The following is a 24468-nucleotide window of genomic DNA, read 5'->3' on the forward strand; positions in this document are numbered from 1 at the left end:
ATCCGGAAAGGGCCCATGAGATAAAAAGGGCCCACCCGGCGACACACCGAGCGGACACACTTTTTGTCACTTAACCCTTCGTCGCGTCCTAGCTCCATCAAAAAAGCTCCCCTGCGCGGGGAGCTTTTTCATGTCCAACGTTGAAAATGCGGGTTAAGTAGCACAACAGGCGAACCGAAACTGACAACCCCAAAAGTTACGGGCTGCAGATGTGAAACTGTGCAAGTTTATGACACCTTCAGGCTATTTTTCAGGCCATTTTTGACATAAACGCAGTCAGTAACTCGGATCGCCAAGCGACCTGCTGGCGCCAGCCAGAAACGCAGCCACTACCGACAGGCACCTAGATAATCAGCAGACCTACTTCAGCTGCTCCATGCGCTGTGCAATCGACTCGAGCAGGGACTGCCAGGAGTCCACGAACTTCTCCACGCCCTCGCGCTCCAGAACAGCGAAGACGTCATCGAGGTCGATGCCAATCTCGCTGAGCTGAGTCATAACGGCATTGGCTGCTTCCCCCTGGCCGCTGACGGCGTCGCGAACCTCGCCCTCGAAGCCCGCGGCAGCACGCAGCGTCTTCTCCGGCATGGTATTCACAGTCTGCGGTGCAGCCAGCTCAGTGACGTAGAGGGTGTCCGGGTAAGCCGGGTTCTTCACACCGGTCGAAGCCCACAGCAGGCGCTGCGGCTTAGCACCGGCGTTTTCCAGCTGTGCCCAGCGAATATTCTGCGCCGAGAAAGTCTCCTCGAACTTGGCGTAAGCTGCACGGGCATTGGCCAGACCAGCCTTGCCGCGCAGAGCCAGGGCCTCCTCGGAGCCGATCTTGTCCAGGCGAGCATCGATTTCGGTGTCAACGCGGGAAACAAACAGCGACGCAACAGAGTGAACCGAAGCCAGGTCTACGCCGTTGTCCTTCGCACGCTCAATGCCCTCGATGAACGCATCAATGACCTGCAGGTAGCGCTCCACCGAGAAAATCAGGGTGACGTTTACCGAGATTCCCTCGGACAGAGCCTGGGTGACAGCCGGCAGGGAAGCATCGGTCGCCGGAATCTTAATCATCGCATTCTGCTTGCCGACGCGCTCCCAGAGCTTACGGGCCTGCGCAATCGTGGCCTCGTAGTTGTCGGCGTAGCGAGGATCGACCTCGATGGAAACACGGCCATCGACACCGTCGGTTTCTTCGGATACACCAGCGAAAAGGTCACAGGCATCGCGGACGTCGTCGATTGCCATCGCGAACACAGCATCTGCCGGGTTCGCACCCTCTGCAGTGAGCTGCGCCAGCTGAGAGTCGTAATCCTCACCGGCGGTCATCGCCGAAGAGAAGATTGCCGGGTTAGTAGTGACACCGACAACCCGAAGCTCTTCAATAAGATTTTTCAAATCGCCCGAGGTGAGGCGCTGGCGCGAAAGATCGTCGAGCCACGCCGAAGTCCCTACCTTGGCGAGCGCTTCCATCGTGGTGTTTCCCATAGTGTTTAACGCCTTTCTGTCAATACCGCTTCGTTGCCTAAAGACTTCGCTAAAAGTTGTATGTCCTTAAACTACTGTGCGTCACAAACAATACTGGCGCTACCGGAGCGCGGTACGGTTTTCACAAATCCCGTCCCGACAACGGCCGATAGCTCCAGGTTTTAACACACTTACTTAGCAGCCTCGATGGACCCCTTGGCGGCATCGACAACAGCCTCTGCTGTGATGCCGAACTTCTCGAACAGCTCCTTGTACGGAGCCGATGCACCGAAGTGCTCCAGGGAGACAGCGCGACCAGCATCACCCAGGTGGCGGTACCACGGCATTGCAATACCGGCCTCAACCGAGACACGAGCGCGGACGGACTTCGGCAGAACCTGCTCGCGGTAGGCATCGTCCTGCTGCTCGAACCAGTCAAGACACGGAACGGAGACAACGCGGGCGCTGACGCCTTCCTCAGCCAGCTTGTCAGCAGCTTCGACAGCGAGGTGAACTTCCGAACCGGTAGCCATCAGGATGACGTCCGGGGTCTCCTTGGCGCCGTCGACAAGCACGTACGCACCACGACGGACGCCCTCAGCGGCCTTCTCCTTGGTACCTTCCAAGACCGGAACGTTCTGGCGGGTCAGGGCCAGAGCCTTCGGGCCTGCCTCGCCCTGAAGAACAGCGGCCCAAGCCTGAGCGGTCTCGTTAGCGTCAGCCGGGCGGACAGTGGACACACCCGGGATAGCGCGCAGCGAAGCCAGCTGTTCAACAGGCTGGTGCGTCGGACCGTCTTCGCCCAGACCAATGGAGTCGTGAGTCCAGACGTAAATAGGGGAGATGCCCATCAGCGATGCTAGGCGGACAGCCGGACGCATGTAGTCCGAGAAGATAAGGAAGGTGCCGCCGTACGGACGGGTGCCACCGTGGAGCAGAATGCCGTTGAGGATCGAGCCCATGGCGTGCTCACGGATACCGAAGTGCAGATTGCGGCCGTACGGGTCGGTGGTCCAGGTACCGGTGGTGATGGACTTCGGGCCGAAGGACGGCTCACCCTTCAGGACGGTGTTGTTGGAGCCAGCCAGGTCAGCCGAGCCACCCCACAGCTCCGGCAGGGTCTTGCCCAGTGCCTGCAGCGCGGCCTCAGAGGCCTTGCGGGTAGCAACGCCCTTCTCGTCCGGCTCCCAAGTCGGCAGCTCAGCGTCGAAGCCCTCCGGCAGCTCGCCAGCGGTCAGACGGTCCAGCAGAGCCTTGCGCTCCGGGTTAGCCGCAGCCCACTCGTCGAACTTGACCTGCCACTGTGCGTGAGCCTCAGCACCACGCTCAACCAGCTTGCGGGTGTGCTCAATGACCTCGTCAGCGACGTTAAAGCTCTTGTCGGTATCGAAGCCGAGAGCTTCCTTGATGCCGACAATCTCCTCGCCACCAAGAGCAGCACCGTGCGATGCGCCGGTGTTCATCTTCGTCGGAGCCGGGTAAGCGATCACAGTACGAACGCGAATGAAGGTCGGACGCTCCGTATCCTTCTTGGCCTCCTCGACAGCAGCCTCGAGTGCCGCGACGTCCTCGCCGCCGTCAACCTCAATGACCTGCCAGCCATAAGCACGGTAGCGGTCCGCGACATTCTCGGTGAAAGCAATGGTGGTGTCGTCCTCGATGGAGATGCCGTTGTCATCCCAGAAGACAATCAGGTTGCCCAGCTGCTGAGTGCCGGCCAGCGAGCCGGCCTCGGCAGTGACACCCTCCTGAACGTCACCATCAGAAGCGATGACGTACACGTAGTGATCGAACGGAGACTCACCCGGAGCAGCTTCCGGGTCGAACAGCCCACGTTCCCGTCGCGAAGCCATGGCAAAACCGACAGCCGACGCCAGCCCCTGACCCAGCGGGCCAGTGGTGATTTCCACGCCGTCAGTGTGGCCGTACTCCGGGTGACCCGGGGTGAGAGCGTCCCACGTACGCAGCGCCTTCAGGTCATCGAGCTCCAGGCCAAAACCGCCGAGGTAGAGCTGGACGTACTGCGTCAGAGAGGTGTGACCACAGGAGAGAATGAAACGGTCACGGCCAATCCACTTCGTATCCTTCGGGTCATGGCGCATAACGCGCTGGTAAAGAGAGTAAGCCAGCGGTGCGAGGCTCATCGCAGTGCCGGGGTGCCCCGAACCTGCCTTTTCAACGGCGTCTGCAGCCAGCACACGGGCCGTATCTACGGCCTTCGTATCCAAGTCAGACCAGTCCGAGGGGTAGTTGCGCACAACCCGTGCTTCATGCTCAGTCGACAGTGTCACGTGAATGACTCCTAGTATCCAAATGGATTAGTAAAATTCTCTTCCATACTAACTAGGATTGCGCGCTCCGGGTTCAAACCGGGCCGAATAGCTGAGAGATAAGTCTCAGAGGGCGCGCCGCACATGCTTTACGACGGTCATTATTGGAACCGTTATGATTACCGGTAAACTGATTGCCTGCCCCTCATTTAATTTTGCGGAAAAACTCGTCGGGAACTTTCCGACCGTTACATCCGACTATCTGTAAACGGGGGGTTTGTTTATGGCGCGTGAAAGGGACATTGCTTTGTTGGAAACAGTCAAGGCGTATATTGCACTGACTAAGCCAAGAATTATCGAGCTCCTGCTCGTCGCGGCCATTCCCGCAATGCTTCAGGCTGATCGCGGTCATGTTCACGTTGGACTGATTCTTCTCACCTTGTTCGGTGGTTGGTTGGGTGCCGCAGCTGCGCACACCTTCAACATGGTCATGGATTACGACATTGACCAGAAGATGCGCCGTACTCGCCGTCGCCCGCTCGCGCGCAACCAGGTTAGCCGTCGAGCGGCAGCGATTTTCGGCACTGTCTTGATGATTGCGTCGTTCCTATGGCTGTGGTTGCTGTGTAACTCGCTGCTGGCCGCCGTTTTCATTCTGATTACGATTGCCTTCTACATCTTCGTCTACACGTTGTGGCTGAAGCGCCGTACTGATCAGAACGTAATTTGGGGTGGCGCTGCGGGTTGTATGCCGGTGATGGTCGGCTGGGCCGTAATCACTGACAACAACCCGGAGATTACGGGGCTCGCTCACTGGTGGCAGGCATTCATCCTGTTCCTGCTTATCTTCTTCTGGACTCCGCCGCACACCTGGGCATTGGGCCTGCGCTACAAGGAGGACTACAAGGCCGCTGGCGTGCCGATGATGCCAGTGGTCAAGCCGGCAATCGTCGTTTCCAAGCGCATTATTTACTACACCGCCGCGACCGTGATTACCACTCTGCTGTTGGTTCCGTACGCGGGTTGGATTTATCTGATTGGCGCCGTTGGCGCTGGTGCCTGGTTCCTGTGGGGCGCCATTGACCTGCACCGCCACGTTAAGACCGGTGGCAAGATCAAGCCGATGAAGCTGTTCTTCATGTCGAACAACTACTTGTCTATCGTCTGTGTGGCGCTTTCTCTCGATGCCGTACTCGGATTGCAGACAGTTTCGAGCATGTTCTAGGGCAGTTGCTGAGCTCCTTTGAAGAGGCCCTTTCCGGTTGCGGGAAGGGTCTCTTTTTGTGTGTGGAGATGGGCACGGGCTGCAAATGTGAAACTGTGCGAGTTTATGACACTTTCAGGCCATTTTTCGCGCGATTTCTGTCATAAACATAGTCAGTAACTCGGATCGATAGGTGGGCAGACCGCCCCCTTGCACCGCCCGCGCAGCCCGCACCGCCCGCGCAGCCCGCTAGCCACTGGGAAACGCACATCCGAGCACACGGAGCCGAGCAGACAGCAGAACCGCCTAAACACGCACAACCAAAGCGCGTGTTTAGGCGGTTCAAGCAGGAATCAACAGCCGGTAACCACAGTGGTTAATACAGCCGCTGACCGGCAGCTAGCTACGCGGTAACCTCGACGTTCTTCTCCGAAGCAACAGTGGCGGCAGCCGCATCGCCTTCAAGCGAGCCAGTGACTTCTGCGCTCCCACCGACAGTGCGGTAACCGTGCTGGAAAAGTACTGCAGTCAAAGCGGTGCAGATACCAGATCCGGCAACGTGAATCGGCACCAATGCCTCCGGTACACCGGACCAATACTGAATCATTCCAACTACGCCCTGAGCCAAAATGAACACAACGAGTGCGATGGCAACCTTACGCACAGGTGCAAAGGCTTCCGAGGCCAGCAGACCGAAAATGAGGCCGATAACCAGGCCAAGGTAGAGGTACATAAAACCAGCGTGGATATGCGCCAGGTCAACAATCGGTAGCTGGAGGCGATCCTCCGGGAGCACCGAAGCATCTCCAGCGTGTGGTCCGGCACCGGTGACCATAGTTCCGGTAATCAGCGTCATCGTCAGGGCCAAGCCGGAGGCGGCAGCCAGATAGCGCAGATAGCGCGGGTACATGCGGGTAGCAGTGCCGTCGTCAGGCTCAGAAATCTTGACGAAAAGCATGCCAGCGAGCCAGACCAGAATCATCGAAGGCAGGAAGTGCAGCGCTACGGCGTACCACTTCAGGTCAACCCAAACGGAGATACCGCCGATAACAGCCTGGACGATAACGCCGAGACCGTTGAGGAAGGCCAGCAACTTGATTTCCTGACGGCGACCGACACGCATAACCGAAAGGAAGAGCAGAAGTGTCAGAGCAACCAGCACAAAGGTGAGCAGCCGGTTGCCAAACTCAATAATCTGATGGAGCATTTCTGCTTCCCCCGCGACAGGAACGAAGCTGCCTGGGTGACATTCAGGCCACGAAGCACAACCGAGACCTGAACCAGTAACACGGACGATAGAACCGGTTACCGCAATTGCCGCCTGTGCAATCAAAACCAGCAGGGCATAGAGCTTCTGGCGCCCGATTGGTGTCAGCGGCAAAAACGATAGGGGCAAACTTCGATCTGCAGTATTCACATTAAGAAATTCTACCCATGCTGGCGGAAAATGGTAATAAGCGAAACCCCTGCGTTGGGCTGCGCTTTTCTATGCAGATTCCCCGACAGATTCCTAGTCATTCGGCATATCAAAACGGAACCAGCGGGCCGCGAATGCAGCGCCAAGGACGCCCCACACGAGTAGCACCCCGACAGCTGACCAATGGACGGACATGGCCAATGCCGCGGAGATCACGTCGGTAAGCGCGACGGACGGCAAGAGGTGTAGCAGTACAGAGCTGATGTCATCTAACGATGGCGCAACGGCCACATACGTAGTAGCACCAATGAGGATGAACCAGATCAAGTTGGCCAGACCTAGGATTAGCTCGGCTCCCAACGTACCTCCCATGAGCAAGCCCAATGAGGTAAAGACGAACGTTCCCAGAAGCATCCCCACATAAGCCAGCAGCCAGCCGCCAATCGACAGCTCTGCGCCAAGGGCGAGCCCCACGAGACTAAACAGTACGTACTGCAACGTGACGGTGGTGCAGACCGACACAATCTTGCCTGCGATAATGCCCCAGGGTGGCACGCCTGAGGCGCCGATGCGCTTCAGGGCTCCGTAACGGCGGTCAAAGCCCACGGCAATTGCCTGCCCGGTAAACCCTGCAGACATGACGGAAATCGCCAGCACCATGGGGAAGATACGCTCGAGCGGATCATCGAGCTCCAACACCGGCACCATCACCAGGCCGATGAGCATCGCCAACGGGATAATGATGGTGAGGAGCATTTGCTCACCATGTCGCCAGAAGAGCTTCGTCTCCAACCACGCCTGCGACATGACCAACTTCGCCATGTCCGAACGCTGTGGCGCTGGGGCGAAAATGCCCTTCGCAAAGCGGGAGGCATCAGACCTCGGTGCGGTAGTCATTAGCTCCTCATCTCCGTTCCAGTGATCTGCAAGAAGACATCTTCAAGCGATTGCGTCGCCCTATTCATCGAGGTGATCAGCACCTCTTGCTGCTCGCAACTCTGCGCCAAGACAGTCAAGGCGCGCGGTGAAGCCTCACCAATCAGGGAAAACTCTCCACCGCCAGAACGCTGCAGACGCTGTGGAAGACCGGACTCGCTGAAGTTGCGGTTGACCTCTTCGAAGTCAAGGCTGCCTCGAACGCTGATCTTCATAGCAGTGCTTGACGACGTTCCCTGGAGAGCCGATGCGCCTGCGCTAGTGATCTCCTCGGTGGTACCGGCCACAACTAAATGGCCCCGGTCGATAATCGCAACGTCGTCGGCAAGCGATTCGGCCTCGTCCATGAGGTGCGTTGTCAGGACCACAGTGACCCCATCACGGCGCAGCGACGAGATGAGATCCCAGACGGCTAGACGGGACTGAGCATCGAGGCCTGCTGTCGGCTCGTCGAGGAACACAAGCTCCGGACGTCCGACCAGGGCACATGCGAGCGACAGTCGCTGCTGCTGACCGCCAGAGAGCCTGCGGTAGTTCGTCTTACGATGGCGTTCTAGGCCAACGATTTCAAGGAGCCAATCAGTGTCCAGCGGGTTTGCGGAGTAACTGGCAACGAGGTTCAGCATTTCGCCAACGCGAACACCGGGGTAGGCACCTCCGCCCTGGAGCATGATGCCAATGCGGCTGCGCAGTGCTGTGGTTTGAGTGACCGGGTCGAGATCGAGAATGCGAATTCGCCCTTCATCCGGCTTGATGAAGCCCTCACACATTTCAACGGTTGTGGTCTTACCAGCGCCGTTGGGGCCGAGGAGCGCAAGAACCCTACCTCGATCCAGGGAAAGCGAAAGGTCTGATACAGCCTCAACGTCATCGAATTTCTTCGTTACGTTCTCAAGGCGCAGAGCAGGAGAATTGGCAGCGTTATTCACGGTTAGTCAGTCTAATCTCACAGTTTTAATGAAGGCGAAATACCTTAGATCGCGTCGAGTACGCCAAGATGACGAACATGACTGCGACGAAGAATACCAACGCCAGTAGGTAAATCTGAGCGACGGTGCCCGGAGGCAACCCCAGGCCGCGTGGTAGTACTACAAAACTGAAAATTGCCGAGTACAGAACCACGGCAATGCGAAATTGTACCCGGTTGGCCCAAGCAGACAGGGGCACGATGGCCCATAGCAGGTACCAGGGGTGCACGACGGGGAAGAGGATTACTAGAGCGAACATCGCGAGGCCGTAGCCGCCGAGCGGGTGAATGCGCCCACGGAACGTCGCTAACAGCATGCGCAGGAGCCAGGCAGCCACCAGCACTACGCCAATGCCGCGGGTAAACAGCAAAGCACTGTCGCTGATATCGCCGAGCCCCAGAAGCCTGCCGAAGAAACCAGCGATGATCCCGAGCAGGGTAGTCAACGACATCCAACTGCGCACCGTTGCGGCGCCACCCTGCGCGGTGATCCAACCAAAGCCCAGACCAGTTCCTAAGGAAACAACGACTGCCGTGACGACGGTTATTGCGCCCGTCACTACCGCGGAAAGAGCAACGGCCTTCCAAGTGCTGCCAAACTTTCGGGCCAGCCACATGCCGGCAAAGCCGAGCGCCACGAAACCGGTGACTTTGACCATTCCGGCAAGGCTGATGAGCACGATACCGCCTGCATACAGCGCCCACGATCTACCTCGGCTTTGGTTCTCGTGTCCGATCGGTCCGGGTTCTGGCAGCTCATCGGGCACCATCGATTGCGCAGGGCCGTGGATAGCTCGCAGACACAGTTCGAGACCAACGAGCAGGAGAGCCAGCAGCAGGGCCTCATTGTGGATACCGCCCACCAGGTGCAGCAATACCAACGGATTGAGCGTGCCCAGCCAGAGGGTGAACTGAGAGCTAACGCCGCAGCGGCGACCAAGCTGCACCAGCGCCCAGGACACCACGAGAAGCGAAACAATGGCGACAAGTCGATGCAGAAAGACGGAAGCGATGACCCCGTCGCTGGTTATCTTGGCGATACCCCATGCCACTGCGAGGGCCGTGGGACCGTATGGGCTCGGCGAGTGCGACCAAATCAATGGCACCGATCGGGCAAGTGGGTCGTTGGCTCCCAATAGGTCAACAGGTCCTGCGAGGTAGGGATCCATACCCCGCTCCACAATTGCAGCCTGCGCCAAATAGGAATAGATATCCTGCGTAAACAGGGGAGCGGTAAACATCAAGGGCAATACCCATGCCGCGTAGGTGCGTATGAGCATCGGAGTAGTCACTGCGGTGACGCGAGTCCGCGCACCGGCCAGAACGAAAGCGCCGACACCCAACCAGGCTGTGACTAACATGCCAATGCCCACGAAGGTGACGATTGTCGTTGCCACCAACATTCGACCGAGGATTAGCCCAAGTGGTGTACCCCAAAACTCATTTCCAACCACCGGTGTCGCGCCTGCGCCAATCCCAGCGACCATAATAAAGATCGCACCGAGAGCACCCAGCCAACGCAGCCAGGTGAAGCGTCTGAGTTCGCGGTAATTGATGCGGTGTTGGAGCGGCTGTTCTGAGCCCTGGTGGAGGGTTGCCGACCTAGAACCGGCCAGACCAATTTTCGGAATGGCGTCACGCACCCCGAGAGCGTCGTCGAAGGCGGACGAGCGGCGCGGGGTAGGTCGGTTAGTTTTCACAAAGTCACATAGTAGACGATTCGACACGCCGAAAGGGCGTTCTAATCAGCGACGTTGCATTGATATTTAAATGCGTTGGACATTGTGGCCCAATTACGACACAATTATGTTGTCTAATACACCAGCGGCGCAAGTGGGATACTTGCCTCGCTGAGCCACCTAGACACCCATTATTATCCAGCAGTCCAATCGCAGGAGGTGACTCACCAGTCATGGCAGATCGGAAGCCGACAGTCAATGATGGTGATACGCGCAAGCGCATTCTCCAATTGCTTCTGGAACACAACCCGGCGTCCGCGACTTTTATCGCAGACACCCTGGGACTATCCGCTGCAGGCGTCCGCCGTCATATTGACATTCTGGTGGACGAAGGTCTTGCCGAAACCGCTCCGGCACCCAGCACCGGCCCCCGGGGCCGAGGCAGGCCAGCAAAGTCCTATCGCCTGACAGATCGGGGCCGCGCTAGATTCGGGCACGCTTACGACGATCTTGCCAGTGCAGCTCTGACCGCACTGCGCAAGGCCGGTGGTGAGCAGGCAGTTGCCCAGTTTGCCCGTCAGCGCATTGATGACATTCTGCTCGGCGTCACCCCAGTGGGGCAGGACGCAGAGAAGGAAGAGGTCGTAGAGGCCGTCGTCGATGCTTTCCGACGGGCCGGGTACGCGGCAACTATCAACCAGAACACTGGCGGCGTGCAAATTTGCCAGCACCATTGCCCAATTAGCCACGTAGCCTCCGAGTTTCCGGAGCTCTGCGCGGCGGAGCATGAAGCCGTTAGTAAATTATTAGGTCAGCACACCCAACCGTTGGCGACTATCGCTGATGGAAACGGTATCTGCACTACGAATATCCCACTCACTCCCGTAACAAAGACACTTACTGAATCGCCACAAGAAAGGAGCGGAGAATGACCCTCGCCCATGAGAACTCCACCGACGTGGCTGAATCCACGAAGGCTGCCACTCCGCAGACTGACGAAGAGATTATCGAGTCCATTGGTGCCTACCAGTTCGGTTGGCACGACCCGGATACCGCTGGCGCTTCCGCGAAGCGTGGCCTGTCTGAAGCGGTCGTTCGCGATATTTCGGCTAAGAAGAACGAGCCGGAGTGGATGCTTGAACGTCGCTTGAAGGCTTTGGAAATCTTCGACCGCAAGCCGCTGCCCACCTGGGGCGCGGATCTGTCGGGCATCGACTTCGACAACATTAAGTACTTCGTTCGCTCCACCGAGAAGCAGGCCCAGACCTGGGAAGACCTGCCGGAGGATATTAAGAACACCTACGACAAGCTCGGCATTCCGGAGGCTGAGAAGCAGCGCCTGGTCGCAGGTGTCGCCGCTCAGTACGAGTCTGAGGTTGTCTACCACCAGATTCGCGAGGATCTGGAGGCCCAGGGCGTTATCTTCCTGGACACCGACACCGCTCTCAAGGAGCACCCGGAGCTGTTTAAGGAGTACTTCGGCACCGTCATTCCGTCCGGTGACAACAAGTTCTCCGCTCTTAACACCGCAGTCTGGTCCGGCGGCTCCTTCATTTACGTGCCGAAGGGCGTCCACGTGGACATCCCGCTGCAGGCATACTTCCGTATCAACACGGAAAACATGGGACAGTTCGAGCGCACGCTCATTATTGTCGACGAAGATGCCTACGTGCACTACGTCGAGGGCTGTACCGCTCCGATTTACAAGTCCGACTCGCTGCACTCGGCTGTTGTGGAGATCATCGTGAAGAAGGGTGGCCGCTGCCGCTACACCACGATCCAGAACTGGTCGAACAACGTCTACAACCTGGTTACCAAGCGCACCAAGTGCGAAGAGGGCGCAACCATGGAGTGGATTGACGGCAACATCGGTTCCAAGGTCACCATGAAGTACCCGGCAGTGTGGATGACCGGTCCGCATGCCAAGGGCGAGGTGCTGTCCGTGGCTATGGCTGGCGAGGGCCAGTTCCAGGACACCGGCGCCAAGATGGTGCACATGGCTCCGCACACGAGCTCCAACATCGTGTCCAAGTCCGTGGCCCGCAACGGTGGCCGCGCTGCCTACCGCGGTCTGGTGCAGGTCAACAAGGGTGCCAAGCACTCGCACTCCAACGTCGAGTGTGACGCACTCCTGGTGGACACGATTTCACGTTCGGACACGTACCCATACGTGGATGTCCGCGAGGACGACGTCACCCTCGGCCACGAGGCAACGGTTTCCAAGGTCTCTGACGATCAGCTTTTCTACCTGATGAGTCGCGGCATCGAAGAAGAAGATGCAATGGCCATGGTCGTGCGCGGCTTTGTCGAGCCCATCGCCAAGGAGCTCCCGATGGAATACGCCCTCGAGCTCAACCGCCTCATTGAACTGCAGATGGAAGGTTCGGTCGGTTAATACCAATGACTACGACGATTAACAACGAAAACCAGGCTGCTCATAGCCGTCGCGTGCTGGCGAACAAGGGCGACGTTTTCTCATCCTTCAACGTGGAGGACTTCGCCGTGCCGCATGGCAAGGATGAAGAGTGGAAGTTCACGCCGCTGCGTAAGCTCCGCGGTCTCCACAACGGCACCGCAGCAGAGCCGGTTGCAGCCTCAATTTCGGTCGAGACTGCTGGTCAGGATGGCGTCGCTGTGGACGTCGTCAAGCGTGACGACGAGCGCCTTGGTCGCGCCGGCGCCCCAACGGACCGCGTGGCAGCACAGGCGTACTCCAACTTCGACGATGCGCACATCGTGACCTTCGCGAAGAACTCGGTGTCCAAGGAGCCTGTCGTCATCGACATCGATGGTCCGGGCGAGGACAAGGTGTCCTACGGCCACATTGTCATTGACGTGCAGTCCCATGCCGAGGCCGTCTGCGTCATTAACTACCGAGGCAGTGGCACGTTCGCGGACAACATCGAGTTCGTAATCGGCGACGGCGCCAAGCTGGGCGTCGTGACCATGGTGAACTGGAACGAAGATGCCGTTCATGGTTCGGCGCACCACGTTCGTGTCGGCCGGGATGCTACGCTGCGCCACACTGTCGCAACGTTTGGCGGCGAGGTTGTCCGTATCGTTCCGCGCGTTGCTTTCACGGCACCCGGCGGCGACGTCGATCTGCTGGGCGTGTACTTCGCCGATGCCGGTCAGTACTTTGAAAACCGCATGCTGGTCGACCACGCTGTGCCGAACTGCCGCTCCAACGTGATGTACAAGGGCGCGCTGCAGGGCGAGCCGAATGTCGCTCATCGTGAGGCCCGCACCGCGTGGGTGGGAGACGTGCTCATTCGTGCAGAAGCTACTGGCACCGACACCTACGAGCTCAACCGCAACCTGCTGCTCACCGAAGGCGCGCGTGCCGACGCAGTTCCGAACCTGGAGATTGAAACCGGTGAGATTGCCGGTGCTGGTCACGCTGCCACCGTCGGCCGCTTCGACGAGGAACAGCTCTTCTACCTGCTCTCGCGTGGTATTCCGGAGCTGGCCGCTCGCCGTCTGGTGGTTCGCGGCTTCTTCAGCGAGGTCATCAACCTGATTCCGGTCGAGTCCGTTCGCGAGAAGCTTGAAAAGCTCGTTGACGAAGAGCTCAACACCGCTGGCTTCTAACCGCTTATCTTCTTTCTCACCCTTTCCGTCCTGTCACCCCGGAAGTGCCGGGGGACAGGCCACTTACACCGATTAAAGGAAAAGATTTCACTATGAGCACTTTGGAAATCCGTAACCTCCACGCGCAGGTGCTGCCGACCGACGAGTCCGCCGAGCCCAAGGAGATTTTGAAGGGCGTCAACCTGACGATTAAATCCGGCGAAACCCACGCTGTGATGGGGCCGAACGGCTCTGGTAAGTCCACCCTGAGCTACACCATCGCAGGTCACCCGCGTTACGAAGTCACCGAGGGCGAGATTCTCCTCGACGGCGAAAACGTGCTGGAGATGAGCGTCGACGAGCGTGCTCGCGCTGGCCTCTTCCTGGCAATGCAGTACCCGGTCGAGGTCACCGGCGTGTCCATGTCCAACTTCCTGCGCTCTGCAGCGACCGCTGTCCGTGGCGAGGCACCAAAGCTGCGTCACTGGGTCAAGGAGGTCCGTGAGGCAATGGCTGACCTGGAGATCGATTCGTCGTTCTCCGAGCGCTCCGTCAACGAGGGCTTCTCCGGTGGCGAGAAGAAGCGTCACGAGATTCTGCAGCTCGACCTGCTGAAGCCGAAGTTCGCCATCCTGGACGAGACCGACTCCGGCCTGGACGTCGACGCTCTGCGCGTTGTCTCTGACGGCATTAACCGCTACCAGGACGAAAACGACGGCGGCATTCTGATCATTACTCACTACCAGCGCATCCTGAACTACGTGAAGCCGGACTTCGTCCACGTCTTCCACGATGGTCGCTTCATCACCTCCGGTGGCCCGGAGCTTGCAGACGAGCTGGAAGAGCACGGCTACGAGAAGTACATCAATGCCTAACGCCGAACTACTCACCCCATCACTCCGCGAGGACTTTCCGATTCTGTCGCGCACTGTCCGTGACGGAAAGCGGCTGGTCTACCTGGACTCCGGAGCGACCTCGCAGCGCCCCAAGCAAGTCATCGATGCTGAGGTGGAGTTCCTAACCCACCACAATGCACCGGTGCACCGCGGCGCTTACGAGATCGCTGAGGAGGCCACGGACGCCTACGAAGATGCCCGCGAAGCCATCGCTGGCTTCATCGGCGCCGACTATGACGAGCTAGTCTTCACCAAGAACGCCACCGAAGCGTTGAACACAGTGGCATTCGTGCTTGGCGACGACCGCGCAGGTCAGTACCAGGTCGGCGAAGGTGACGAGATTGTCGTCACCGAGCTGGAGCATCACGCGAACTTGGTGCCGTGGCAGGAGCTGGCTCGCCGCACCGGTGCGACACTTCGTTGGTATGGCGTGACTGAGGACGGCCGCATTGACGTGGACTCGCTGGAGCTCAGCGAGAAGACCAAGGCAGTGGCCTTTACCCACCAGTCAAACGTCACCGGTGCAGTCACCGATGTGAAGGAGATGGTGCGCCGTGCACGCGAGGTCGGTGCGCTGGTAGTCCTCGATGCCTGCCAGTCGGTGCCGCATATGCCTGTCGACGTCAAAGATCTCGATGTGGACTTCCTGGCGTTCTCCGGCCACAAGATGCTCGGCCCCAACGGGGTCGGCGCGCTCTACGGTCGCCGGGAACTGCTCGAGGCACTGCCGCCGTTCCTCACTGGTGGTTCGATGATTGAGGTCGTCACCATGGAGAAGACCACCTTCGCGGCGCCTCCGCAGCGCTTCGAGGCGGGTACCATGATGACTTCCCAGGTCGTCGGTCTGGGGGCTGCGGTGAAGTACCTGGATTCCATCGGTATGGATAAGGTGGCTGCTCATGAGCACCACCTGACCGCGCTCGCACTGGAGAAGCTGCAGGAAATTGACGGCGTGACCATCATCGGGCCGACTACTCCAGAACAGCGTGGCTCTGCAGTCTCCTTCAAGGTCGAGGGCATTCACCCGCACGATCTTGGCCAGGTTTTAGACGACCAGGGCGTGTGCATCCGCGTCGGTCACCATTGCGCGTGGCCAATTCACCAAATCCTCAACGCCCAGTCGACCGCCCGGGCATCCTTCTACATCTACAACACGGAAGAGGACGTTCAGGCGCTTGCCGACGCAGTGCGCCATGCACAGAAGTTCTTCGGTGTCACCCCGTAACTTTAAGAAAGGAGAAGGACATGAAGCTCGAGCAGATGTACCAGGAAGTTATCCTGGATCACTACAAGCATCCGCAGCATGCGGGTTTGCGGGAGCCTTTCAATACGGAAGTGCATCACGTCAACCCGTCGTGTGGCGATGAACTCACACTTCGCGTCACTCTGAACGACGACCTCACTGTCGTCAATGACGTCTCCTATGACGCCGTGGGCTGTTCTATCTCGCAAGCCTCTACCTCAGTTATGGCTGAGGAGATTGTCGGCAAGACTGTCGACGAGGCCATGGCCAAGCTTGCCGAGTTCGAGAAGATGGTCACCTCCCGAGGCAAGATTGAGGGCGATGAGGACCTTATCGGCGATGGGATTGCCTTCGCTGGTGTTTCTAAGTACCCCGCCCGCGTGAAGTGCGCTCTTCTCGGTTGGAAGGCTTTCCAGGCCGCGACCGCTGAGGCTCTGGCCAACGCCGCTGAAGGCAACGGCGTTGGTACCGCGACTGTAACCGTTACCGATGACGAGGAAGGCCATCGCCATGACTGAACCAATCGCTAATGACGCCACCTCGCCCGCACAGCCTGATGCTGTCGACGAGGACACCATGACTACTGGTGCTCCCATTGATGAGGGGGATGCGTACGAGTCCATCACCGTCCCGCCGGCACCGGAGCAGACCGAAGCCGATAACAAGCTGGCTATCCAGGTTGAAGAGGCAATGTACGAGGTTGTTGACCCGGAACTCGGAGTCAACGTCGTGGACCTGGGCCTGGTATATGACATCTGGATTGAAGAAGGCGACATTGCCGCTATCTTCATGACACTCACGTCCCCGGCCTGCCCGCTGACCGATATGCTCACCGACCAGACTGCCTCCGAGGTTATGAAGGTCGAGGGTATCCGCGACTTCCGCCTCAACTGGGTCTGGTCCCCGGCATGGGGCCCACACATGATTACTGAGGACGGCCGCGAGCAGATGCGCGCTCTCGGCTTCTCGGTCTAGATGATCAGTGACAGCGGTGATTAGAGAACCGCTACGTTAAAAGTGCTTGGCGACGAGCTCCTGGCTCGTTCAGCTAGGCACTTTTTCGTTTGTTTTTTGAGTTGCTGACTGCGTTTATGGCCGGGATCGGTAGGGCGATGCGAGTTACTGACTGCATTTATGTCAAAAATGGCTCAAAAAATGGCCTGAAAGCGTCATAAACTTGCACAGTTTCACATCTGCAGCCCGTATTCACACGAGCATCCCCGCAATTTTTTCAAGCTGTCCGACTCGGAGTTAAAAACGACCCCACCTGGCACTGAAAAGTGCCAAGCGGGGTCGCTATTGTCTTCGACTGCTAATCCAAGTTGTGAGAGTTAGATGCGAGATGCATAGCTACTCGCATCTATTTACAGCTCTTCGCAGCTATTCGCGAGTCATGTCTGCGGTGGCCGGGTCAACGAGCTTGGAGCCCGTGACCTTCTTATGGATAAACCACAGCAGGACGAAGACCGGGATACCCAGGTACGGAGTGAGGATAGCGAAGATATTCTCGCCAGTGCGAATCGGATCAAGTGCCTGTCCGGCCACCACAAAGAAGCACATAATCAGTGCCAGCACAGCACCGGCGGGGAAAAAGTTCGCCTTGTAGGGAAGCGAATCCAACGGGATATTCTGGGCCTTCAGACACTTGCGGAAGCGGTAGTGGCTGAAAGAGATACCAAACCAGGTGATAAAGCCCGCGAGCGCAGACAGCGTCAGCAAGAAGGTGTACGCCACACCATCGCCTACCAATGAGGTAATGAAGCCAGCCATACCGATGACAGCGGTGGCAATCAGAGCGCGCAGCGGAACGCCATGCCCAGAAAGCTTGCCAAAGTAACGCGGAGCGTGTCCCTGACGGGCCAGGGAAAACAGCATACGAGTGGACACATACATACCGGAGTTACCCGCGGACAACACCGAAGTCAGAATAACGGCGTTCATCAGGCCAGCGGCAATCGCGATACCTGCGCGTTCAAAGACCAGGGTGAACGGTGAAATGGAAATGTTGTCCTCGGCGGCGTTCAGAAGATTCGGGTCCGTGTACGCAATAAGGAAACCAATAACCGCGATGGCACCGATGTAGAACAGCAGGATACGCCAGAAGATAGTGCGAATCGCGCGGGGAATCGTACGCTCAGGATCTTCAGCCTCACCTGCTGCTACACCAACCATCTCGGTGCCCTGGAAGGAGTATCCGGCTACGACGAAGACAGCCAACAGTCCCATTCCGCCATTGACGAATGGGGCGTCGCCCGTGGTCCAGTTTTCGAAGCCGGGAGAGGACCCACCCAAGATGCCGAAAATCATGCCGACACCAAGAACGAGGAAGACGATGACGGTAATGACCTTGATGGTCGCAAACCAAAACTCACCCTCGCCGAATGCACGTGCGGACAGGGCATTCAGCCCGAATAGAATCGCGAGGAAGAGCGCGGACCAGATGATTGAAGGCACATCCGGGAACCAATAGCGCATCACCAGCGCAGCAGCGACGAGCTCTGCGGCCACAGTAATCGCCCAGTTAAACCAGTAGTTCCAGCCCATGGCAAAGCCGAAGGATTCTGAGACGTATCGGCGACCGTACTCCTGGAAGGAACCGGGCACCGGCAGGTAAGCGGCCATCTCGCCGAGAGACTGCATAACCAGCCACACCATGATGCCGATAAGAGCGTAAGCGATAAGCGCACCGCCTGGACCGGCCTGCGAAATGGTCGCACCGGAGGCAACAAACAGGCCCGTACCAATGGCACCACCAATGGCAATCATGTTCAGGTGGCGAGCTCTCAGCCTGCGCTGAAGCTTATGGTTTTGTGAGGAAGTCTCCTCAGATTGCGTCGAAGTCATTCATTTATCATAAGCGTTTGTACTCCGGTGAATGCAAAAACCACACCGCTTTAATTGTTGGTATCACCCCACAAATCGGCTGATGTATATGCTCCCGGTCAACGAGATCTCCATCTCCCAGGTCCCCACACAAACCCTGCGATGAGCTTTCCGCACGTACGCGGACTCATTTTCAGCAAAGGCACGGCCACTTTCGCCATAGCGCGAAGCGTCGTCAGTGGGGATGTCCCTATCAAATAGGCAAACACGTCCTTTTCCGGCAACGAAAAGAACGCCCGAAAAAACGCACCCGTCTGTCGTGCATCGAACCCCAGCAACGCCGCGAGCCCACGTTCGCGTAGCCATCGCTGCAATCGCATGCTTAACGACGTCCCCAGCGTCCGGCTTCCCTTCTTTTCCATATCGGCCAAGAAGCGGTCGACATATTCGATAACCGAACCCACCGAGTAACCAGTGGCAGGATGCATCCAACCACCAGCAAAGCCGAAGAGGGTGCCCATGGATGGTCCACTGTGCCAGAAGTCACCGCGGCGAGAGGGAAGGTTTGCCAGTAGGGGAAAGGACACCACTTCTTCGTCGATGGCCAGATCTTCCGAAAGCCCCAGGGACTTCAACCGTACACTTTGGCGTCTACGCAACAGCGCTAGAAGTACGGAGTCATCGGCCTCACCGCCGCTGCCGACTGGCGCACCGGCTTCGCCACGATACCCGTCAACCATAGGAGTCGGAGTAGCGAGGATAGTCTCTTCAATGAGGAAGGTCCTGTCATCCAAGAAAATGCGATAGGAGAAACTAGCCGGCTCTGTCGCTGGGGCAACCGGTTCGGCCGGAGTGAAGTCCATGAGGACTGCGCGGCGGTGGGCGCTGGGGACGTCGTCAAGCGAAAAGATGTGCCCGATGGCGAGCTGCCGTACCTGCCCACCTCGCCCGACTGCGGCGTGCGTGCGCCCGGTGGTGACAATTGTGATGTCAGTACCCGTGGTTTCGGAATCGGTGAGTGCGCGGCGTTCGATGTGGAAACCGCCAAGTTCTTGCAGGCAGTCCTTGTTAACAACGCCGTAGTTGCGGGCGAGCTGACGTTCGGTGCCGTCGGCAAGAATGACGCTGGGTTGAAAGGTGGCGGCGAGGAAGTCGCTGGGCAACCAGTCGGGGAGTTGGTCGCACCAGAGACCAATCGTCGAGGGCAGTGTGCCACCGGCTGGGTCATAAGCGGTGACATCCCAGCCGCGAGCGGATGCACGGTGGGCGGCGATTCTTCCGGCGGGCCCGAGGCCGACGACGGAGGCGGTCACGGGAAATGAAGTCATAACTGGTAGGCTACTCGTTCGTGATTGTGACCCATGACCTTGAAGTCCGAGTCGGCGCCCGTACCCTGCTCACTGCGCCGGGTGAGCAGCTGCGCGTCCAGCCGGGAGACCGGATTGGACTCGTCGGGCGAAATGGTGCTGGCAAAACGACGACTATGCGTATTCTCTCCGGTGAAACTGAACCCTACGGCGGTTCAGTAGTGCGCTCTGGCTCGATTGGTTACCTGCCACAGGACTCGCGCGAGGGCAACATCGACATCTCCGCCCGCGACCGTGTGCTGTCGGCGCGAGGTCTTGACCAAATCCGCCGCAGCATGGATCGCCAACAGGAGATCATGGAGACCGCGACCACCGACACGAAACGCGATGCGGCGATTCGGAAGTTTTCGCGTCTCGAGGAGCGCTACCACGACCTCGGCGGCTACGAGGCGAACGCCGAGGCAGCCCGCATTTGCGACGCGCTGGGGTTGCCGGAGCGCGTACTCGACCAGCCGCTGAAGACGCTTTCGGGTGGTCAGCGCCGCCGCGTCGAGCTTGCGCAGATTCTCTTCGCCGCTACCGAAGGCTCGGGCAAGTCCGCCACGACGCTGCTTCTCGACGAACCGACGAACCACCTCGATGCGGATTCGATTACCTGGCTGCGCGAATTCCTCAGTAAGCATGAGGGCGGCTTGATTATGATTTCGCACGATGTCGAGCTGCTCGAGGCCGTGTGTAACAAAGTCTGGTTCCTCGATGCGGTGCGCGCCGAAGCTGATGTGTACAACATGGGCTGGAAGAACTACCTGTCGGCACGCGCGACCGATGAGGCTCGACGTCGCCGTGAGTTCGCTAACGCGGAGAAGAAAGCCAGCGCACTGCGCAAGCAGGCCGAGAAGCTAGGCGCGAAGGCGACGAAGGCCCGTGCGGCCAAGCAGATGGTGGCTCGTGCTGAGCGCATGATGGACAGTCTCGACGAGGTCCGCGTCGAGGATAAAGTCGCCCACATTTCCTTCCCAGAGCCGGCCCCCTGTGGCAAGACTCCGCTCAACGCCACGGGACTGACCAAGATGTATGGCTCGTTGGAGGTCTTCGCCGGTGTTGATCTTGCGATTGACAAGGGTTCCCGCGTGGTTGTCCTCGGCTTCAATGGTGCTGGTAAGACGACGCTGCTGAAGCTACTCGCCGGTGTGGAGCGCACCGATGGCGAAGGCGGCATTGTCTCCGGCCACGGCCTGCGCATCGGCTACTTCGCCCAGGAGCACGACACGATTGATCCGGACAAGACTGTCTGGGAAAACACCGTCTACGCCTGCCCTGACGTCAACGAGCCGGAGCTGCGGAGCCTGCTCGGTGCCTTTATGTTCTCCGGCGACAAGCTGCAGCAGCCAGCGGGAACCCTCTCCGGTGGTGAGAAGACGCGTCTGGCGCTGGCGACGCTGGTTAGCTCCCGCGCAAACGTCCTGCTTCTCGACGAGCCCACTAACAACCTCGACCCGCAGTCCCGCGAACAGGTTCTCGATGCACTTCGCACTTACACCGGGGCCGTCGTTCTGGTTACCCACGATCCAGGTGCGGTCAAGGCGCTAGAGCCCGAGCGCGTCATCGTGCTTCCCGACGGCACCGAAGACCTCTGGAGCGACGACTACATGGAAATCGTCGAGCTGGCTTAAGACGGATCCATTGGCCCTGGCAGGTAACCGTCCTGCTGCGCGAGCCTATACATCTCCGACTTGTTAAGGCTGTTCTCGGCCCGGCCAGCTGCCGCATACTTGGCTCGAATACGACCCAAGTAGTCCAACACGGTGTTCGGTGTCAGCCCTGTCATCGACGCGACTCGCTTCGTCGACTCACCGGAGGCGTAAAGCTCCAGTACCTCACGCTGGCGTTCTGACAAATCGACAGAGTCGAGCAGGGGATCAGAGTCAACTACCGATGCCCATTCTGTAGTCAGCGCGCCCTTGCCAAGTGCCGCCAGCCGTACTGCAGACACGATTGTCTCCGGGGTTTCCGATTTCTGCACAACCCCCATTACTCCGGTACGCACTGCCTTTCGGACAAGGTATGGGCTTTCAGCTGACGAGAGGATGAGCACGTGATCGGTAACCAATTCCAGCGACAGAACGTTCTGCGCTGGATCTGAATTATCCGCCAGCCGTAGATCCAGCACGACCACATCCAGGCGGTCATCGGTGCCCACATCGGCCAGTAGCTCCGGCACAGTTTGATAACAGCCGACGAGCTCAAAGTCTGGCTCTGCAGAAAGCAGGGTTTCGAGCCCCTGCAGAGTCAAGGCATGATCATCAATCGCAGCAACGCGAAGCAAACGATCCGACTGCACGCTGTAATCTCCGATGTTGTCGGAGTCAATTGCAGCCGAGACGTCGATGGAAGCATTGCTCATTCCCGCAATATTCTCCCTAGTCACGTGACATCACTATCCTCTCACCGGCTTCATCAAACCTTTGCACTCCATTGTCATCAGAAATAGATGCAAATGCACGTCTGCCCGGGGGCAATAGGCGAATTGTTACCGATCCTTCTTCGGCGTTATCGATTGCTTCGAGGAAGTTCGGCATCAACTTGGCCACCGCGGAATCGTCGTCGACAAGCGGAATACGGCGCACATCGGTGCTATCGGAAACGGCCTGCGTGTGATTGCGGTCATCGAGGAGCCGGACATGAACACCTCTTGCGCGGGCGTCCCAAACAGCTTGGTGAAGGGACCCAACATTTAGATGCGGCGAACGTAGGACGTCTCGGAGAAGCTGCTCTGTAAGCCGCGCACGCAACTGCAGTCGCGGGGTCGGTTCTTCCAAAACTGCAGCGGCGCTAAAAATGGGGCCGACCCGGCGCTGCAGCCATTCGTAGTTACTCTGGCTGCTAATTTCGTACTCTTTGGCGGCCCCGGCAGCGTACAGCGCACGATTATAATCCTGAATAGACTGCGGAACGGTGCGCATAAAAAAGCGGACCATGATGGACGTCAAAATTCCCGCGACCAACATCACGGAGCGAACTAACAGGTCAACTCCAGAGATACTGATGTGGGTCGTATCCGAGGGGGCAAAGGGGAAGAACTTGAGAAGTTCCACCATGATCGCGCCACCGAGCACTGAATTCAGCGCAACCCAGGGGCGGCCGCGGATGGCGAGCAATGCAGATGCAAAAGAAATTAAGCTAAAGTGCCAGAAATACGACCATTCCAAATTATTTGGAATGGGCTGGTAGAGCCCCACGACAGCTAATACAACGATCGCGACACCAGTTACAATTGCACGGGCTAACGGCAATTGTGAATGGCGGCCATACATAATCAGCCCGAGAAGGCCGATCGCTAATGCCAGACTGATTTGCCCGGCCGCGGTAAATAATTGTCCATTACTGACTAGAACCATGAACAACACGCCGACGATCGCGCCGTAGAACTGCCAGGAAAAAACAATTGACATTCCCATGAGGTCATACAGCGATGTCGTGTGAGCGGAGGAATCGACTACATCTTCCTCTTCCACAGGAGAGGTATTACCGTGCCATTTGAGAATAACCTGAGTACCTTTCCCAGGCTTTGAATTAACGAGAGCATCTCCACCGCGAAGGGCCTCCATTCGCCCTTTAACGCTCAACCGGATACCTGCACGATGCGGGTCAATTCCCTCGGGGTCGAACCCGGTGCCATCGTCACGAAAACCAATAGACACCTCTCCCGAGGCAACACGAATGTGGCATTTCTTTTCCGCTGCGGCACCTGCGTGACGCTTGGCATTATTTGCCACCTCGGTTGCGGCTAATAGGAACGTGTTAGCAACTTCTCCTGGCAGCCGAACTGGACCGCCTTCTTCGCTGGTATCTAGCGTTACCCCAATGTCGGGGCTCACCGACATCAATTGCGCTCGTACGGACTCCGCAAAAGTTCTACCGCTTACTGTTTGCCGAGGCGAGAAAAACAGCCCGGTCTGCTCGTCTAGCGAGAAGTCAATCTTAGAGCCCTTACCAATTGCAGACAATGCGGCCAATACATAGTCATGGACATAGGCGTTGAAGCTGCTCATCGCCTCGCCGCGGACACGCATGCGCTCCGCTCTCTCATTCACCTTTCGAGAGTTCTCGTAGGTGAAGTCAATAAGTCTTGCGACGGGTTGTGCAGAGCCCGCAATAATCACAAATGGAAAAGTGTTGATGAGATTGAATCCGACATCCGACAACATGTCGAGCCAAAAAGTGTGTCCCAGCAACCACGAATTAATGACCGCAATAAGTCCGGGAACAAATACCATCACGGACAAACTGATGTGGAGTGGCACTGTCAGAGCAAATGCAGCGAGGGCTAAACCTGAAAATGGGCTATACCAGAGCGCATTTCCAACGACGTTATGAGGGAGATCCCAATAGGTTGAAACCAACATCAGGAAAACCAACATGATGTACATCGGCACACGCAGTGCGGTAATAAGGCCTCGCCGCGTATTATTAATCACAGCCCAAATCAGCAACATATCGCTGAGAATGAATATGAGCAGTGATGCAAAAGGGAACCAGTGGCTCAGAAAGTTTTCAAAGGGGACAGAACGAACAGCCGATTCAACCTGCCACAAAAAGCCGGTGACGGCAATAATAATCGCGCCGGATCGCAGCACAGACATTTCAATTGATGGTGACTGTCCGGCAAGTGCCGAATCGGGATTCCACCTCTCCATGCGA

19 protein-coding genes are annotated in these 24468 nt (G+C 58.0%); 9 read left to right on the top strand and 10 right to left on the bottom strand.

The window, feature by feature from the left end; genetic code table 11:
- Positions 1–360 precede the first annotated feature (360 nt).
- Together tal and tkt are read right to left on the bottom strand one after the other, a co-directional pair.
- Positions 361–1476 carry a transaldolase gene (gene tal / locus QP995_RS03240; RefSeq protein WP_070866375.1) on the bottom strand — a complete coding sequence of 372 codons (1116 nt, stop codon included), beginning with the start codon at positions 1474–1476 and terminating at the stop codon, positions 361–363.
- 170 nt (positions 1477–1646) lie between these two features.
- Positions 1647–3746 (bottom strand): transketolase, encoded by a 2100-nt coding sequence (tkt, locus tag QP995_RS03245; RefSeq protein ID WP_284852906.1) that lies wholly within the window; start codon positions 3744–3746, stop codon positions 1647–1649.
- 289 nt (positions 3747–4035) lie between these two features.
- On the opposite strand from tkt, the gene QP995_RS03250 reads away from it, so the two are divergent.
- Positions 4036–4950 (top strand): heme o synthase, encoded by a 915-nt coding sequence (locus QP995_RS03250; RefSeq protein WP_284852935.1) that lies wholly within the window; start codon positions 4036–4038, stop codon positions 4948–4950.
- 382 nt (positions 4951–5332) lie between these two features.
- On the opposite strand, the gene QP995_RS03255 is transcribed toward QP995_RS03250, so the two are convergent.
- The 4 genes from QP995_RS03255 to mptB form a co-directional block, all read right to left on the bottom strand.
- A complete protein-coding gene (locus tag QP995_RS03255; RefSeq protein WP_284852907.1) occupies positions 5333–6346 on the bottom strand; it encodes a COX15/CtaA family protein in 1014 nt (337 codons plus the stop codon).
- 93 nt (positions 6347–6439) lie between these two features.
- Positions 6440–7243, bottom strand: a complete 804-nt coding sequence (locus QP995_RS03260) for an ABC transporter permease (protein ID WP_070438410.1) — start codon at positions 7241–7243, stop codon at positions 6440–6442.
- Positions 7243–8211 carry an ABC transporter ATP-binding protein gene (locus tag QP995_RS03265; protein ID WP_070438414.1) on the bottom strand — a complete coding sequence of 323 codons (969 nt, stop codon included), beginning with the start codon at positions 8209–8211 and terminating at the stop codon, positions 7243–7245. Before QP995_RS03265 ends, QP995_RS03260 begins: the two co-directional genes overlap by 1 nt.
- A gap of 25 nt (positions 8212–8236) precedes the next feature.
- Entirely contained in the window at positions 8237–9976 is a 1740-nt protein-coding gene (mptB, locus tag QP995_RS03270) for a polyprenol phosphomannose-dependent alpha 1,6 mannosyltransferase MptB (RefSeq protein WP_048734179.1), read from the bottom strand.
- Positions 9977–10161: 185 nt separating this feature from the next.
- Here mptB and QP995_RS03275 point away from each other — a divergent pair, with 185 nt between their 5' ends.
- The 7 genes from QP995_RS03275 (at position 10162) to QP995_RS03305 (ending at position 16612) form a co-directional block, all read left to right on the top strand.
- Positions 10162–10860 (top strand): helix-turn-helix transcriptional regulator, encoded by a 699-nt coding sequence (locus tag QP995_RS03275; RefSeq protein ID WP_048734176.1) that lies wholly within the window; start codon positions 10162–10164, stop codon positions 10858–10860.
- Positions 10857–12323 carry a Fe-S cluster assembly protein SufB gene (sufB, locus tag QP995_RS03280; protein ID WP_016422750.1) on the top strand — a complete coding sequence of 489 codons (1467 nt, stop codon included), beginning with the start codon at positions 10857–10859 and terminating at the stop codon, positions 12321–12323. The genes QP995_RS03275 and sufB overlap by 4 nt, the downstream gene beginning before the upstream one ends.
- A gap of 5 nt (positions 12324–12328) precedes the next feature.
- Complete coding sequence (gene sufD, locus QP995_RS03285) at positions 12329–13519, top strand: Fe-S cluster assembly protein SufD (RefSeq protein WP_016422751.1); 1191 nt, start codon at positions 12329–12331, stop codon at positions 13517–13519.
- A gap of 92 nt (positions 13520–13611) precedes the next feature.
- Entirely contained in the window at positions 13612–14373 is a 762-nt protein-coding gene (gene sufC, locus QP995_RS03290; RefSeq protein ID WP_049190726.1) for a Fe-S cluster assembly ATPase SufC, read from the top strand.
- Entirely contained in the window at positions 14366–15619 is a 1254-nt protein-coding gene (locus QP995_RS03295; RefSeq protein WP_284852908.1) for a cysteine desulfurase, read from the top strand. The genes sufC and QP995_RS03295 overlap by 8 nt, the downstream gene beginning before the upstream one ends.
- Before the next feature lie 20 nt (positions 15620–15639).
- Positions 15640–16155 (top strand): Fe-S cluster assembly sulfur transfer protein SufU, encoded by a 516-nt coding sequence (sufU, locus tag QP995_RS03300; RefSeq protein ID WP_070567113.1) that lies wholly within the window; start codon positions 15640–15642, stop codon positions 16153–16155.
- Entirely contained in the window at positions 16148–16612 is a 465-nt protein-coding gene (locus tag QP995_RS03305) for a metal-sulfur cluster assembly factor (protein ID WP_016422755.1), read from the top strand. The genes sufU and QP995_RS03305 overlap by 8 nt, the downstream gene beginning before the upstream one ends.
- Positions 16613–17017: 405 nt before the next feature.
- Here the strand turns inward: QP995_RS03305 and QP995_RS03310 are convergent, their stop codons facing one another.
- Complete coding sequence (locus QP995_RS03310; protein WP_049190722.1) at positions 17018–18481, bottom strand: amino acid permease; 1464 nt, start codon at positions 18479–18481, stop codon at positions 17018–17020.
- 98 nt (positions 18482–18579) lie between these two features.
- Positions 18580–19788, bottom strand: a complete 1209-nt coding sequence (locus QP995_RS03315) for a lycopene cyclase family protein (RefSeq protein ID WP_187403986.1) — start codon at positions 19786–19788, stop codon at positions 18580–18582.
- Between the two features lie 20 nt (positions 19789–19808).
- Here QP995_RS03315 and QP995_RS03320 point away from each other — a divergent pair, with 20 nt between their 5' ends.
- Complete coding sequence (locus QP995_RS03320; protein WP_038625400.1) at positions 19809–21440, top strand: ABC-F family ATP-binding cassette domain-containing protein; 1632 nt, start codon at positions 19809–19811, stop codon at positions 21438–21440.
- On the opposite strand, the gene QP995_RS03325 is transcribed toward QP995_RS03320, so the two are convergent.
- Complete coding sequence (locus QP995_RS03325) at positions 21437–22195, bottom strand: response regulator transcription factor (RefSeq protein WP_224433497.1); 759 nt, start codon at positions 22193–22195, stop codon at positions 21437–21439. The two genes, QP995_RS03320 and QP995_RS03325, sit on opposite strands and share 4 nt — an antisense overlap.
- Entirely contained in the window at positions 22188–24464 is a 2277-nt protein-coding gene (locus QP995_RS03330) for a sensor histidine kinase (protein WP_284852909.1), read from the bottom strand. The genes QP995_RS03325 and QP995_RS03330 overlap by 8 nt, the downstream gene beginning before the upstream one ends.
- Positions 24465–24468 lie beyond the last annotated feature (4 nt).

The organism is Corynebacterium sp. MSK032, from assembly GCF_030232065.1.
Lineage (GTDB): Bacteria > Actinomycetota > Actinomycetes > Mycobacteriales > Mycobacteriaceae > Corynebacterium > Corynebacterium jeikeium_D.

What these genes read in the sequence shown, in the direction of transcription:
- tal (WP_070866375.1), bottom strand. Translation starts at nt 1,476, where the DNA reads ATGGGAAACACCACGATGGAAGCGCTCGCCAAGGTAGGGACTTCGGCG.
- QP995_RS03260 (WP_070438410.1), bottom strand. Translation starts at nt 7,243, where the DNA reads ATGACTACCGCACCGAGGTCTGATGCCTCCCGCTTTGCGAAGGGCATT.
- QP995_RS03275 (WP_048734176.1), top strand. Translation starts at nt 10,162, where the DNA reads ATGGCAGATCGGAAGCCGACAGTCAATGATGGTGATACGCGCAAGCGC.
- sufB (WP_016422750.1), top strand. Translation starts at nt 10,857, where the DNA reads ATGACCCTCGCCCATGAGAACTCCACCGACGTGGCTGAATCCACGAAG.
- sufD (WP_016422751.1), top strand. Translation starts at nt 12,329, where the DNA reads ATGACTACGACGATTAACAACGAAAACCAGGCTGCTCATAGCCGTCGC.
- sufC (WP_049190726.1), top strand. Translation starts at nt 13,612, where the DNA reads ATGAGCACTTTGGAAATCCGTAACCTCCACGCGCAGGTGCTGCCGACC.
- QP995_RS03295 (WP_284852908.1), top strand. Translation starts at nt 14,366, where the DNA reads ATGCCTAACGCCGAACTACTCACCCCATCACTCCGCGAGGACTTTCCG.
- sufU (WP_070567113.1), top strand. Translation starts at nt 15,640, where the DNA reads ATGAAGCTCGAGCAGATGTACCAGGAAGTTATCCTGGATCACTACAAG.
- QP995_RS03305 (WP_016422755.1), top strand. Translation starts at nt 16,148, where the DNA reads ATGACTGAACCAATCGCTAATGACGCCACCTCGCCCGCACAGCCTGAT.
- QP995_RS03310 (WP_049190722.1), bottom strand. Translation starts at nt 18,481, where the DNA reads ATGACTTCGACGCAATCTGAGGAGACTTCCTCACAAAACCATAAGCTT.
- QP995_RS03315 (WP_187403986.1), bottom strand. Translation starts at nt 19,788, where the DNA reads ATGACTTCATTTCCCGTGACCGCCTCCGTCGTCGGCCTCGGGCCCGCC.
- QP995_RS03330 (WP_284852909.1), bottom strand. Translation starts at nt 24,464, where the DNA reads ATGGAGAGGTGGAATCCCGATTCGGCACTTGCCGGACAGTCACCATCA.